The organism is Terriglobia bacterium (genome assembly GCA_020073085.1).
Lineage (GTDB): Bacteria > Acidobacteriota > Terriglobia > JAIQFV01 > JAIQFV01 > JAIQFV01.
In genome coordinates this window covers 127854-141490 of record JAIQFV010000013.1, presented here as the reverse complement: position 1 = coordinate 141490, position 13637 = coordinate 127854, and the positions used below count along the sequence as shown (strand labels likewise).

Annotated in this window: 13 protein-coding genes and 1 pseudogene; 1 reads left to right on the top strand and 13 read right to left on the bottom strand. The window is 56.4% G+C overall.

Translation table 11 applies throughout. The annotated features are described in order from the left end of the window. Positions 1–56: 56 nt before the first annotated feature. The 10 genes and pseudogenes from LAO21_14660 to LAO21_14615 form a co-directional block, all read right to left on the bottom strand. A complete protein-coding gene (locus LAO21_14660; GenBank protein MBZ5553958.1) occupies positions 57–731 on the bottom strand; it encodes a heme exporter protein CcmB in 675 nt (224 codons plus the stop codon). 65 nt (positions 732–796) lie between these two features. Further along, a complete protein-coding gene (locus LAO21_14655) occupies positions 797–1354 on the bottom strand; it encodes an ABC transporter ATP-binding protein (GenBank protein MBZ5553957.1) in 558 nt (185 codons plus the stop codon). Between the two features lie 90 nt (positions 1355–1444). Further along, a complete protein-coding gene (locus LAO21_14650) occupies positions 1445–2701 on the bottom strand; it encodes a hypothetical protein (protein MBZ5553956.1) in 1257 nt (418 codons plus the stop codon). Positions 2702–2816: 115 nt separating this feature from the next. Next, on the bottom strand, positions 2817–3068 hold the full coding sequence (locus tag LAO21_14645) for a DUF2442 domain-containing protein (GenBank protein ID MBZ5553955.1): 252 nt from the start codon (positions 3066–3068) through the stop codon (positions 2817–2819). Between the two features lie 9 nt (positions 3069–3077). After that, positions 3078–3338: pseudogene (locus LAO21_14640) on the bottom strand (DUF4160 domain-containing protein). Between the two features lie 101 nt (positions 3339–3439). Continuing rightward, positions 3440–3925: a hypothetical protein gene (locus tag LAO21_14635; GenBank protein ID MBZ5553954.1), complete on the bottom strand. Its 486-nt coding sequence runs from the start codon at positions 3923–3925 to the stop codon at positions 3440–3442. 40 nt (positions 3926–3965) lie between these two features. Beyond that, complete coding sequence (locus tag LAO21_14630) at positions 3966–4310, bottom strand: hypothetical protein (GenBank protein MBZ5553953.1); 345 nt, start codon at positions 4308–4310, stop codon at positions 3966–3968. A gap of 95 nt (positions 4311–4405) precedes the next feature. Next, complete coding sequence (locus LAO21_14625) at positions 4406–4963, bottom strand: cytochrome c-type biogenesis protein CcmH (protein MBZ5553952.1); 558 nt, start codon at positions 4961–4963, stop codon at positions 4406–4408. Further along, positions 4956–7019 carry a heme lyase CcmF/NrfE family subunit gene (locus LAO21_14620; protein ID MBZ5553951.1) on the bottom strand — a complete coding sequence of 688 codons (2064 nt, stop codon included), beginning with the start codon at positions 7017–7019 and terminating at the stop codon, positions 4956–4958. Before LAO21_14620 ends, LAO21_14625 begins: the two co-directional genes overlap by 8 nt. 170 nt (positions 7020–7189) lie before the next feature. Then, positions 7190–7606 carry a cytochrome c maturation protein CcmE gene (locus tag LAO21_14615; protein ID MBZ5553950.1) on the bottom strand — a complete coding sequence of 139 codons (417 nt, stop codon included), beginning with the start codon at positions 7604–7606 and terminating at the stop codon, positions 7190–7192. Positions 7607–7973: 367 nt separating this feature from the next. Between LAO21_14615 and selB the strand changes: the two genes are divergently transcribed. Further along, positions 7974–9869, top strand: a complete 1896-nt coding sequence (gene selB, locus LAO21_14610; GenBank protein MBZ5553949.1) for a selenocysteine-specific translation elongation factor — start codon at positions 7974–7976, stop codon at positions 9867–9869. An 81-nt stretch (positions 9870–9950) separates the two neighbouring features. Here the strand turns inward: selB and mqnC are convergent, their stop codons facing one another. From mqnC to LAO21_14595, 3 genes are all read right to left on the bottom strand, one after another. Beyond that, positions 9951–11063, bottom strand: a complete 1113-nt coding sequence (gene mqnC / locus LAO21_14605; GenBank protein MBZ5553948.1) for a dehypoxanthine futalosine cyclase — start codon at positions 11061–11063, stop codon at positions 9951–9953. A gap of 176 nt (positions 11064–11239) precedes the next feature. Next, positions 11240–12067 (bottom strand): menaquinone biosynthesis protein, encoded by an 828-nt coding sequence (locus tag LAO21_14600; protein ID MBZ5553947.1) that lies wholly within the window; start codon positions 12065–12067, stop codon positions 11240–11242. 270 nt (positions 12068–12337) lie between these two features. Next, positions 12338–13600 (bottom strand): DUF3999 domain-containing protein, encoded by a 1263-nt coding sequence (locus LAO21_14595; protein MBZ5553946.1) that lies wholly within the window; start codon positions 13598–13600, stop codon positions 12338–12340. Between the last annotated feature and the right edge of the window lie 37 nt (positions 13601–13637).

The window sequence follows — 13637 nt, the reverse complement described above, 5'->3', positions numbered from 1 at the left end:
CTTCCGACATCTGATTTCCTGTGCCTCTCCGGTGGCGGGTCGAAATGTGCCGACTCTCATTCCTCAAGTACAAACTCAAACACCAGGAACGACGTCGTAATGAAAATGACGTCAAACACGATGAGAATTTTGATCCAATCCATCATACCACGCAATGGCTCTCCGGCGAGGGTGCGCACTGACGTCTCCACCGCGCCGATCAGCACCGGGACAACCACCGGCAGGAACAGGATCGGCAGCAGCACATCGCGCATCTTGGTATTGACGGCAATGGCCGAAAAAATGGTCCCCACCGCCGAAAAGCCGAGGGTCCCCAGCACGAGGATCAACACAAATTGGCCAAAGTGGGCGGTAAAGGAGAAGTTGTACAGGACAGCAAAGAGCGGGACGATGAGCAGCTCGCTGACCATCATAAACACAAAGTTACCCAGCATCTTCCCGAGATAGATTCCCCCCCGGTCGACGGGCGCCAGCATGAGCGCCTGGATGGACATATTCTCGCGCTCGATGGCGATGGACCGGTTCAGGCCGAGCACCCCGGAAAAAGTGAAGGCCACCCACAACAATCCCGGGGCCGCCTGGAGAATGGACTCTCGCGGGGCACTCTCAAAGGCGAAGTTGAAGATGACGACAACCAGCAGCGCAAAGACAAACATGGCGCTGAACAACTCGCGCGTCCGAAATTCGGTGACGACGTCTTTCCAGAGGATCCTGAGGATTTTTTTGAACATTGATAATCGCGGGTTTGGATCGATTCGCGGCCGCCGGCCGCGCGAGAAGCGGACTCTCCTCCCGGCTACTCTTCAGCCTCGTCCACGTGAGTGCGGAAGATCTCGGTAAACTCCTTCGGCGAGAACCCGGTCCCGCGCTCATCAAACACGACGTTCCCTTTCTCGAGCACCAACACATGACTCACGCCGCGCAGTCGCAGATCCAGGTTATGGGTGGTCAGAATGACCGTGCGCCCTTCCCCCTGACACCGCTCAATCAAGCGGTCCAGCATGTCCGCGGCAATGGGATCGAGCCCGGTGTAAGGCTCGTCGAGCAATAAAAGCGATGGATTATGCAGGAAGGTGCGAGCCAGCGAAAGTCGCTGTTGCATGCCGCGGGAAAATCCGCGAACGCGCTCTCCGCGACGGTCCCACAACCTGACATCATCAAGGGCGCTTCGAATTCGCCCCTCGAGGTCGTCTAAACCGTAGAGCGCGCCAAAAAATTTCAAGTTCTCATATGCAGTCAGGTCAGCGTAGAGATAGGTGGAGTGGGAAATGAACCCGATTTGGGCCCGGGTTCGGTCCGGCTGGTGCCGCGCGTTTTCACCCAGCAACTGGTAGTCGCCCGAGGTGGGCCGCATTAAGAGGCAATCGAACAGGTGACCCGGTCAAGCGCCGTGAAATGGCCGAAGGATTTGTGAATGACGGCAAGGCGGACATGGGGCGCGGACTCAGGCAACGGTCTTCTCTCGCTTCCTGGTGGGAACCGGTTGAAGGCGCCGCATCAGCTCGGCGCACTTGCTTTTCAGGCGGCTGCGCTGGAGGTGATAATCCCGTTCCACGATCTCTTTGGCCGCGAAACGCTGGTCGAGTTCAATGATCCGCCGGACCAAATAGTCCTTCTGTTCGGACAGTTGTTTTTTCTTGCCCGGCGATGGCCCGTCCGATTTTTTGGATGGCTCGCGGCGCTGGAAAATGGCAAAGCTCAGCGACCAGAGCATCAGCAATCCCAATAGACCGACGAGCGGAACCTGGATGGATCCAATGGCATTCGGCAACTGGGTTACTGACGACGAGCCACTGCCCTCCCCAATGCCCGAGTCCGATCCTTCGACCGGCGCCGTCCCGCCCGCGACGTTGACCGTCACGTCGTCTCCTGCGCGCTTGCCTCGCGCGGCATACACCTGATAGCCCTGGGTGTCGGCAGAACTTTTCTCGAGGCCGACGCTGGAATTGACCTGCATATCCTTGGGGAGGAACAAGTCAATCTCTCCCGGCGCGTTGGCAAGCTTTTGGGAAAAGGAAAAGCTCTGCGAGCTGTAATCAGCGGTCAGGTGAATGCCAATGCGCGTCGTGCCCGGCTGGATGGGGTGATCAATGGCAAACAGCTTCCCGGGGACGATCTCCCGTGGCGTCTGCGGCAGCGGCATCCCCGCCGACTCTTCCAGGCTCGCGTTCTCGACGGTAGCCCCGGCCGGAGCTGCGAACTTGAATGATCCGTCGCTTCGCACCAGCGTCCGCGGGGGATCTGTTCGATTCACCACTTCAAACACTTCGTCGATATTCAATTTCCCCGATTCCGGAACCAGCCGCCATTGCGCCCGGGTCACCGAAACATTGGCATCCGAGGTGGTGGCGTCATACACCGTGAGGGTAGTCCGGGTCAGGCCCCTCTCCTGGGGCTGAACAGGCTGATTGTAGTTGGCGCCCTGGTAGTGCGTCTGGACCACGAAAAACGGGCCTTGCACTCTTTCGAACTTGAATCGTCCTTCGCCGTCTGACTCGACGCTCGCCACCTCTTCCATTCCCCTGGAGGGCGAGATCAGGAGAATCCGCTGGCCCTTGACGGGCTTGCCGCTCGTCCCGTTCTTGATCGCACCTTCGATCTCGACAGAGGGCTGTGCGAAGAGAGGGCCAGACAAAAGCACTAGGCCGCACAAGAAGATGAAAGATGCTTTAGTTCCAAAAGCGCTCAATCGTTCATTCATTAGAGTATTCGAATAATCACAGCAAACCTCTTGCCACAATGGAAGCCAATCGACGAACAGGGTCTCATCCAACCACGCGCGTCCGAGACCCGCAACGGACCAGAATATTGGCCAGCTAAGCCGCCTCCTCCGCCTCTCGGCACTCGTAAAGAGTTTCGGGGGCAATATCGGCGCCGTTCGGCCACGCCACGGTCCAGCCATCGAGGATAAACCGTTTGAAATATTCGGGGGACTTTAGGGGCTCGAAGACAGGTCCGTGCAACCAGTTCTCAAAATCAATGGTTTTCTGCATACCATCGTTGAAGGTTACGCGAATTCGATATCCGCCTCGATACTCTGCTTGGACGACCATCGGCATGAATGTCATGACAATCCCTCACTCCAGGGGCTCGATCCGCTCCAGCGGGCAGCCAGCCCTCATGTTCTCCCAATTGGCCTCGATCTCTCGCCGGTGCAGTGATGCCCAGTCCTTGATAAGCCGCAGCGCTGTTCTCGAGTGAACGTTCCCTGCAACCATCTCGCCATTGAGATCGAATTTCCCCCGCTATCCCTGGTACTCGGCATGGAAGTGCGGAGGCTCGTGTTCATTGTAGAACATCCGGATCACAATTCCGAAAAACATCGAGATTATTGGCATCGGTGGATTATATCCCATCCATCTGCCTACGTATGGCGTCGCCAAAGCTCATTCATCATCCGGCAGCGTGGTCCCGAGTCCCGCTCGGAGAGATCAGACAGCTAAGACTTGCTCCGCTGGCCTCGAATTCTACGAAAGTTCTTATCAACGTCAACGTAGCTGTCAAGGGGGCCTTGCCGCTTTCCGCTGAACCGGATGTAACGAAGCCCGCGATACTTCCCCGTCCTGGTGGGCTTCGAATTCTTTTTGAACTCCTCGGATGTCATAATCCACATCCTGTCGAAGCGTTCAGAATAAAAAACGTACCAGTAGTCCTTGCGGCCCTTTTCAGGTTCAGGCCGGCGGACTGAAAACTGAGCCGCGCCTTCGGGGACGACCCCCTCGGAGTGCGCTTTGACTTGGATCAGTGCTGTCGTTCCGTCAGGGCGTATTACCACTGCGTCGACCGCGTGGTCGTCGACGAGCGGCACGTAAACCTCCATGCCCTCCTTTAGCATGAGTGAGATTATCCAATGCTCGATCCGCTTGCCGAAGCTAGCAGGGCTCTTTCCCCGCATTCCACTCCCTCCTTCTGCAAGTCTTAGCATGAATCATTCAGTTGGTTTGAATCCAAAGGCAGGCCAAGGGTCAACGTTTGGGGCCGCGGCGTTTTGCTTCCACTTCTTTTTCGACCAGGGCATTGTAATCTTCGCCGTGCTCGATGAAGTCGATCCGGTCGAGGACCAGCGCGGCTTCCATCTTGTATTCGTCTCGCAGCTTGTGAAAGTCCTCTTCCGAAAGTTTACCCATTTTCCACTCAAATTCGAGGTCCTTCATGTTCTCATAGATGGAGTCCTTCTTCTGCAACAGGCCCTCCAACTCCGTCTCGCCGAGGTTGTCGATGTAGACCAGCGATTCACTCTGCCGAAACAGGGGCTCCAAAGCATAGGCCAAAACCAAAATTCCCAGCAGCGCACAGAAGGCATAGATCATAAATCAGGTTCCGATCGTAAGAATCAGAAGTTTCTGAGAGCAGTTGTGGAACGGAAGGCGATTCTCGAACCAAACATCATTTTTGCAGACGCGGGCTAGGAGTCTCCAAACTCCTTCAATTCCATCTCGACGCGATCCTCGAGGTCTTTGGAACTCGCGCGCGTCGCCGTGGTCGGGGGAAGTTCACCCGCCCCGGCCGGGGAGGTCGCCGGAATCTCCATCGGACGCCTTCGCATCATGATTTTCAGAACGACGATGACCAGGACGGTGCCCACGCCAAGCATGGCGAATGGCATGATCCAGGCGCTCCAGTTAAATCCTGAAGTGGGAGGGACCGCCAAGACCTCTTCTCCCATATCCCGGACGAAGCCGGCAATGATCTCGTCCCGAGTCTTCCCTTGGGCAATCTCTCGCGTGATGCGCTCCCGCATGGGGATGGCCGAGCCGCATTGGACGTGATTACAGCGATTCAAGACGAGATTACATCCGCATCGGCAGGAAAGCTTTTCGGATACATCATCGAGGGTGGTTTTCGGGGTAATCGCCGGGCCGGGCCCGCCCTGCGCCATGAGCATGGAACCGAGCAATACCATCAAGAAGGCAAACCCTAAAAATTGCTTGGAGCGAGGAAAGAAGATCGGACCGTTAGGCACGGGGGTTTTCCTTTGTCGCCTCGACCAGTTCAGCTTCCCGCGTCGTGATGATTTTTTCCCATTCCGTTTCCCACGCGGCACGCCGCTCCATCTCGCCTTTGCTCGGGATCATGGCCACGACGGTGCCAAACACCACCACCAGGCCCCCAATCCAGATCCACAGCACCAGCGGATTCACGAACGCCTGAATGATCGCCTTATCGGAGTTCACCGTTCCCGAGAACACGACGTATAAATCCTCCACCAGCGTGGAATGAAGCGCGACTTCGGTAGTGGGCTGGCCACTGGCCTTGTAAAACCGCTGCTCGGGTCGTAGCGTGTAGTTCTGTTTCACCCCGTTGTGGAAGACGCTGAGGACCGCGTGCTGGGAGGCATAGTTCGGATTGTCGGCATCCTGAACCGCATCGCACTGGAGGGTATAAGAGCCAATCTGCGTGCGTTCTCCCACCGCCATATCCGCTTTGACCTGCTTGTTAAACGCCGCCCCGGCAACCCCCATGAAGATGAGCACGATGCCGAAATGGATGACGTAGCCGCCGTAGCGGCGAGTGTTCCGATGCGTCAGGTTGATTACAGCGGTGACAAAATCCTCTCCGCTGCTTCTTCCCCGCGCCCGGGCGCCCTTGTAAAACTCCGCCACGATGGTGACGGTCACAAACAGGCACAACATGAAGGCCATCAGTGCGTAAAGATCGTGGACGCCCAGGGCGAACAAAACTACACCCAGACCCAACGACATAGCGGTCGGAATTATGAAATTCTTCTTCAGACTCTTCAGGGAAGTATTCCGCCACGCAAAGAGCGGGCCGACACCAGTGAGGAACAGAAGAAAGAGGCCGATCGGCAAATTGATCTTGTTGAAGTAGGGCGCGCCGACGGTGATCTTGACTCCCTTGACGGCCTCCGAGATAACCGGGAACATCGTTCCCCAGAAGACAGCAAAACAGGCCGCCAGCAGGATCAGGTTGTTAAAGAGGAAGCTCGATTCGCGGGAGACCACGGAATCCAGCTGGTTCTCGCTCTTCAAATATTTCAGCCGGTCGAAAAGCAGGGTCAACGAAAAGGCCAGGATCAACGCCAGGAAAGTCACAAAATACGTCCCAATGGACGATTGGGCGAAGGCATGGACCGAGGAGACCACCCCGCTGCGCGTGAGAAAGGTCCCGAATATGCACAGGAAGAAAGTCAGGATGATGAGCACCATGTTCCAAACCTTCAACATCCCTTTTTTCTCCTGGATCATCACGGAATGGAGGAAGGCGGTCCCCATCAGCCACGGCATGAGGGAAGCATTCTCGACCGGGTCCCAACCCCAATACCCACCCCAGCCCAGGACGTGATACGCCCAGGCCGCTCCCAGCAGGATGCCGCACCCCTGAAAGAACCATGCCACCATGGTCCATCGCCGGGTCGTCTTGATCCAGGTATCTCCCAGCTGCTTGGTGACCATTGCCGCGATGGCAAACGCAAAGGGTACGATGAATCCCACATAGCCCAGGTAAAGCATCACGGGGTGAATGACCATCATCGGATACTGCAGCAACGGGTTGAGTCCGTTGCCATCGGGCGGGGCGTAAGATTGCAGGCCGCCGCTGGCGCCGGCCACGGCGAGCGTGGAGAAGGGGTTCGCCACAAAAAGATTGAGGATGGAAAAGAAACACTGTGTCGTCATCAGCACTGCGATGACGTAAGGCATCATGGCACGATGGCGGTTGCGATTCTGGAGAACGCACACAAAAGAGTAAATGGAAAGCAGCCAGCCCCAGAACAGGAGCGATCCTTCCTGCCCTGCCCACAGCGCGGAAAACTTGTAAAAGAAAGGAAGGTCCCGGTTGGAGTGTGCCGCCACATAGGCGATGTTGAAGCTATTGGTCAAAAGCAAGGTCCACAGGATGACGACTGCCAGGGTCACCATCGCAAAGCTGATGATGACCGCGCGTTCAGAACTCCGGACCAGCTTGCGATTATCCAGCCTCGCTCCGAGGACTCCACCCAGTACCGCGTAGGCGGAAAAAACAAAAACCAGGATGACTGCAAAATTGCCGATCTCGGGCATGGGTTACCTCGATGTTACGGTGTCGTTAGCCGGCGGACTTTTACAAAGGGATTTGGAACTCAGACTGGAGGTGAAGCCAGATGTCAGAAGCCAGAGGCCGGAACCCAATTCTCAACTCACACATCAGAAATTTCACGTGAACTCTTCCGCAATCCGAAATCCGCACTCGATTAGGTCTTACTCGGGGGCGTCTCCCCCTTCTGTTTCGCCTGATATTTGGATGCGCATTTGGCCTGAATCTTGTCAGCCTGGAAGACCCCCGACCGGTCATATTTCCCTTCCACGACAGCCTGGACGCCGTCGACAAAGGTGTCGGGCAAAGTCTCATCACCCACGTAATTGACCGGGACAACGATGCCCTTCTGCTCGATTCTGAACCGGAGCGTGCGACCCTGGCGCTCAATGGAGCCCTTGACCACGTCACCGGCCACCTTGAGACGCACGTTATGCGCCTGGTCCTTCATGGCCATCAGTTCATCGACCGTCTTGTAATAGGCCTTGCTTTCATTAAATCCGCTGAATGCAAGCCAAACCACAGCGGCGACGATGATGACGGCGCCCACGACAAATTTTCCCTTCCCCTTCATAAGATCAGAACCTCCTTGGCCCCGGGTCAGAAATCCTCTTAACGTGAAGAGTGCTCCGCCGCATCAAAATGAGCCGAGATTATATCACTCGAGCGACCCGCGGGTGCAATTTTTTAGTCAGCGCCTTTAGGCACAACAACATGGACGCTGATGCGACTCGGCCCCCGGGCCTCATGACGTATTGTCTCATATGCCGCTTGGGACGCTATAACTTATGTCACTCTTCCTTTCGAGAACGGTCCGTCTTGGCGGAGCGCTTCCCTCGGGGCCGGTAAGTAAATACAATCCATGAGACTTCCTCGTTTGAAAGGAGTGGTCCGCCCTAGCGGACCAGACTCCACAACAATGGTATGATATCCCTTCAATCATGAAGTACGTTATTGTCGGAACAGCGGGACATATCGATCATGGGAAGACGGCACTGGTCAAAGCGCTGACCGGGGTGGACTGTGATCGATGGGAAGAGGAGAAGCGACGCGGGATTACCATCGACATTGGATTTGCAGCTCTGGACCTCGATTCCGATACGCACCTCGCGTTTGTGGACGTCCCGGGCCACGAGCGCTTCGTCAAGAACATGCTGGCGGGCGCTCACGGGATCGATATCCTGATGCTGGTGGTGGCAGCGGACGAATCCGTGATGCCGCAAACCCGAGAGCATTTTGAAATTGCGAAGCTTCTCAATGTGAAGGCGGGTCTTACCGTCGTGACCAAGTGTGATCTTGTCGATGCCGAAACCCAGGAGGTCGTCGTTCGCGAGCTGAACTCCTTTTTTCAAAACTCTTTCCTGGAAAACCGGCCGATCCTTTCTGTCAGTTCCAGGACGGGGCAAGGACTGGAAGCACTGAAGGAGCACTTGCGGCGGCTGGCGAGCGAGGTAACTCCTAAGGACTCCGGAAGCCTTTTTCGTCTTCCCATCGACCGTGCCTTCACGATGAAGGGATTTGGAACGGTCGTCACGGGAACATTGATCTCCGGGCAAATCAATCGCGAGGATGAAGTGGAGGTTCTTCCGAAACGGAAGCGGGCCCGCGTCCGGGGAATTCAAGTCCATAACCGCTCGGTCTCTAGCGCCACGGCAGGCCAGCGGACGGCGATCAATTTGCAGGGAGTGGAAGTCAACGAACTCGCCCGGGGAATGGTCCTTGCGCCGGGCAATACCTTTCAACCCACTTCCCGCCTCGATGTCGAACTCCACTTGCTCGATTCCGCACCGGCGCCGCTGAAATCACGGAACCGCGTCCACTTTCATATCGGCACGGCTGAAATGGTGGCGACCCTGCATCTGCTGGATCGGCAAGTCCTGGAGCCGGGCGATACGGGGATTGTCCAGGTGGTTTTGTCATCGCCTACCATAGCCCAACCCATGGACCGATTTGTTGTCCGTCGTCTCTCGCCGGTGGTGACCATCGGAGGAGGCATGGTATTGGATCCTATCCCGCCCCGGCGGGTTCGCGCAGACCCCCAGGTTCTCAGATTCCTCGAGGCCATTCGCGCGCGAGAGCTGGAAAACATTGTCCACCATGTGATGGAAGAATCCGGAACCGTCGGAGTCACGGTCAAGGAGCTGACCCTCCGAACAGGACTTTCCCCGGAGGTTCTCCGGACACAGTTGGGAACCTTATCGAGTCAGGGAAAGGCCGAGCAACTGCCGGCGCGAATCGTCTCCACCGAGCACCTGCGCCGACTGCATCAACACATCGCCACGCTGGTGAGCGAGTTTCACTCCCGTAATCCCCTGGCCATTGGCATCTCAAGACAGGAATTGAAGGAGCGACTCGGCCCGAGGGTCTCCGATGAAGTATTCGAATTCATGTTGAAGAAAGCTCAACAGGAGAAGTCACTGGAACTCTCCAAAGACCTGGTTCACTCGGCGGGTCGAAGCGTATCGCTGTCCACAGAAGAAGATGCCGGCAAGAAAGTCATTCTGGACGCCTTTCGGGTGGCCGGACTTTCGGTGCCCTCCGCGAATGAGGTGCTGGCCCAGGTGAAAATCGACCGCAGCCGGGCCGGGCAGATTGTTCAGTTGCTGGTCAGAGAAGGCCGACTCGTTCGTGTGACTTCGGAGCTGATGTTTCATGCCGACTCGATTCAGGAGCTTCGCAACAGGCTTCTGGCACGAAAATCAACGGCGCCTCGAATGACCGTCAGCGAATTCAAGGAATTGACAGGGATCACCCGGAAGTACGCCATTCCCCTGCTGGAGTTCCTTGACCGGGAACGCGTGACGCGCCGCGACGGCGACGTGAGGGTGATTCTGTGAGCGGTTGGGGCTTTAGGAAGGGTTGTCGGTAGGGGGGTCGGGAGGTCCCACGGCGGACGGCCGATCCAAATCCGAAAGTCGTCAGACAGTCAATGCCTGCCCCGCAGACACAGCGCTTTCATCCACGGGGATGATCACCTGCCCCACGCCATGAAGGGAATCTGCCTTCATAGTGTAAAGAGTAGTCCGCTGCATCGGGATGAAACCCGCAGCCGTTATCATCGAACGGAGTTCCCCCTCCGTCGTCCGGTAGGTCGTTCCCGCGGCGGAGACCACGTTTTCTTCAATCATAATCGAACCCACGTCGTTCGCGCCAAAGCGCAGGCCGAGCTGGCCGGTGCCCAGCCCCATGGTGACCCAGGACGACTGGATATTGTCGATGTTGTCGAGGTAGATTCGAGAGATGGCTTGATTCATGAGATATTCGATGGCCGTGGTCCGGTGGGAGTATTTTTTGCCCAGCGGGGTGTTGTCGGGCTGAAATGGCCATGAAATAAAAGCTGTGAATCCCCCGTACTCATCCTGCAAATGGCGAATGTGCTCGAAGTGATTTAGCCGGTGGTCCAGCGATTCGCCGCAGCCGAACATCATGGTCGCCGTCGTGCGCAGGCCAAGACGGTGGGCCGTGCGGTGGACATTGAGCCACTCCTCGGAGGTGCATTTGAGCGGAGAGATCCGCTTGCGCACCGCGTTATCGAGGATCTCGGCCCCTCCCCCGGGAATGGAATCCAGGCCGGCGCCGACCAGTCGCTTCAACGTTTCCTCGACTGACAGGTGGGCGACATTGGCAAGATTGACCAACTCGGGCGCCGAAAAACAATGGGTGTGAATCTTATAGCGCCGCTTGATCTCGCGGAGCAGCGTTTCGTAATACTCCAGCGGCAGATCCGGATTATCGCCGCCCTGCAGCAGGATGCCGGTGCCGCCCAGCGCTATGGTCTCCTCAATCTTCTTGAAGATCACTTCATTGGGGAGGACGTATCCCTCTTCCTTATCTCCCGGCGGGCGGTAGAAGGCGCAGAAAGTGCAGTAGGCGTTGCAGAGATTGGTATAGTTGATGTTTCGATCGATGATGTAAGTAACGATGTTGTCGCGGTGTTTCTCGCGCCGCACGGAATCGGCACGCTGGCCCACCTCGAAGAGATCGGCGTGAAAGAGCCCCAAGGCTTCCTGTCGTGTAATCCGCTCGCTCATATTCCTCGAAACCCGTCAAGCACCCTTTAGATGATGACCCAGCGGGTCATCTCGGCATCGTCATTCCCGCTGCCTTATAGTCGCTGTACAACCCAGTTTATGTGGGGAAACCCCGAAGACGCAAGAACCCAGACAAATCCTCCAGATCCTGGAGATCCTTGTCCAGCCATTCAAGATCAGGCCTTGCTGCCGGCCAGGCTTGAAACGCCGGGGAGGAATTCGAACTGGCGGGGCGGACCAATTAACCCCAGCTTCTGAGCCAGTTCGAAGAAGAGTTTCAGGCCGGCGAGACTCTCTTCCTTCATCGAGTAATCCAAATCCTTGGTGTAATACTCCCGGATATCCTCTTCTGTCCAGCCCGACCGGCTCGATTCACTGCGAATGATCTCTTCGAGGTGGGCCATCCCGAAGGCCCGGGAGTCAAAGAAGGTCCGGGAAGAAACACGATCCGCGACGGCACGGCGAAGCGCCCACACGGCCATCACGAGCGGCTTGCCGGAAAACTCGTGCCATTGTTCAGCGAGATCGTAAACCAGCAGGTTGTTTTGCGGCGCGCGCATCGCCGCATCCCCGATCAGCAGCGCCGCGTCGTGATACCGCAGCATGCTGTCGAGATCAGGGGCGCAATCATCAAATTTCGGCTGAGTCTTGTAATACTCCGAAAAGAGGATCCGCGTAATGGCCACCGAAGTGCGGGACGAGGTATCCAAGGCCACGGTCCGGGCCTCGCGGATGTCACCCTTGGAGAAAATCAGCAGGCTTCGAACGCGCTGGCGGCTCACGATGGCAATCTCCGGCACCACCAGCAGATCGGGAATCCGTTGATACTCAATGACCGGAATGATCCCGACATCCACCGTCCCCCGCTTCAATGACTCGGCGCAGACCGAAGGTGTGGAGAAGGAGAGTTCAAACGCGTCCTGCTCCTGCCCGTGCAGCATTCCCCACACGAGCGGCAGGGTGTTCAAATAGTGAATTACAGCAAGCCTGGGTTTGTCGGTCATCAGTGCCCCTCAAGAATCGGCCATTATACTGCATTTTAAAAAAACGACAGGATTTTTTGAGAAGATGCGCCTCCGGCATGTCGCAAGGGCAGCCCAACTTCTCGCAAAAGCATCTCAAATCTCAAATTTGAAATCTCAAATGCTGAAAACCAAATGGGGGAGACTGCGAAGAACACAGAGATGAAATACGTAAGTCCGCGCTCATCCCCCTTGTGAGGGGTGAACCGCTTTCGGATCTTCAAACTCGGAGAGTTGTTGTTGAATGTCCCTTTACGACTTCTTCCCCATCATCTTTGCGCTCCTGATCAACAGGGTCCCTAACAAAAGGACGACGATGAAAAGGACAGCCCAGAGCAGGCGCGGGTGTCGCTCACTCCACGGAAGTCGATTGAGGGGCTCCAGGTAAGAAGGGTTGACCTCCTGGCGGGCGAGGCTTCCCTTGGTAAGAGAGCCAGGGCCGGATCGGGATTCCAGGGCTGTGAGATCATAGCTGGGATGCTGAGCAGAGGAGTTGCCGTAAAACAACCGGTAGGACCGTGCGGGGTCGAATTCAAACACAACGCGGCGCACAAACCGTCGAAAGGAGATGGCGGTGACTTCCAGGGGACGGTCATCTCCATTCAGGATGCGAATTCTCAGATAACGGTGGTTCAGCGCGTTAGTCTCCAGCGTCGTGAATTCATCCTTGAAATCCCCTAATGTGGTCCGAAAGATCTCAAGAGCCGGTCCCGGTTGCCATTGGGTGATGTCGTCACTGACCGCCAACTCAACGCGCCGACGAAAATTTTGCTTTGTCACCTCAAAGATACAGCGGTTGACGAGCGGCCGATCATGTCCGAAATCATAAATCCATTCGCTGAACTTCTGTGGTGTTTGAGGCAGTCGTGAGTGCAAAGCCACCGGGACCGGCTCCAACTCACCGCTTATCTTCTCGTGCCGCGAGACCCCCGCCCCCTGAATGTCTAGAGGGGCACCGCCGTCCAGCCACAGAAGTACTTTCAAAAACCGATACGTGGAATCCGGAAATTCGAGCTTCAGACGGCGGCCTTCCGACCAGTCAAAGATGTGGAGGCCTTTTGCCAGAGACAGCCAGTTTCGCCCGTCTCCACTCCCCTCCACGTCAGCGCGCCGAACAAAATTGTGACTCGAGGTCTCCAGAACCAGCCGGTTTGTGATTCGCCCCGCTGCTCCCAGATCACAGATAAACTGCTGGTACTTCTCACCGAGGACCGCCTTGTTCAGGATCGCCACATTGATCTGGTTCTCCTCAAGGATCTCATCGTTGTCGGCTACCAGGTTGAATGCCACTTCGGAGGCTTGCCCTTCGATGAGGCGAACCTCATGCTCAAGAAAGGCAGTGTGGGAGATGAGCTCATTGTCCAGGGCAACAGACACAACTTGTTTCGATGAAACCCCCGTCAGCTGAATGCTCTTGAAGTATTTCCAATGGGTCAGCTCAAAGTCAGCGACGAGGAGAGCGGACGGCAAGATGAGAAGAAGGATTCCGAGAAAAAAATCTCTCTTTGCGACCATAGCTTCAGCCTTGTTGTTCCTCTTTCTGTCTTTGCGT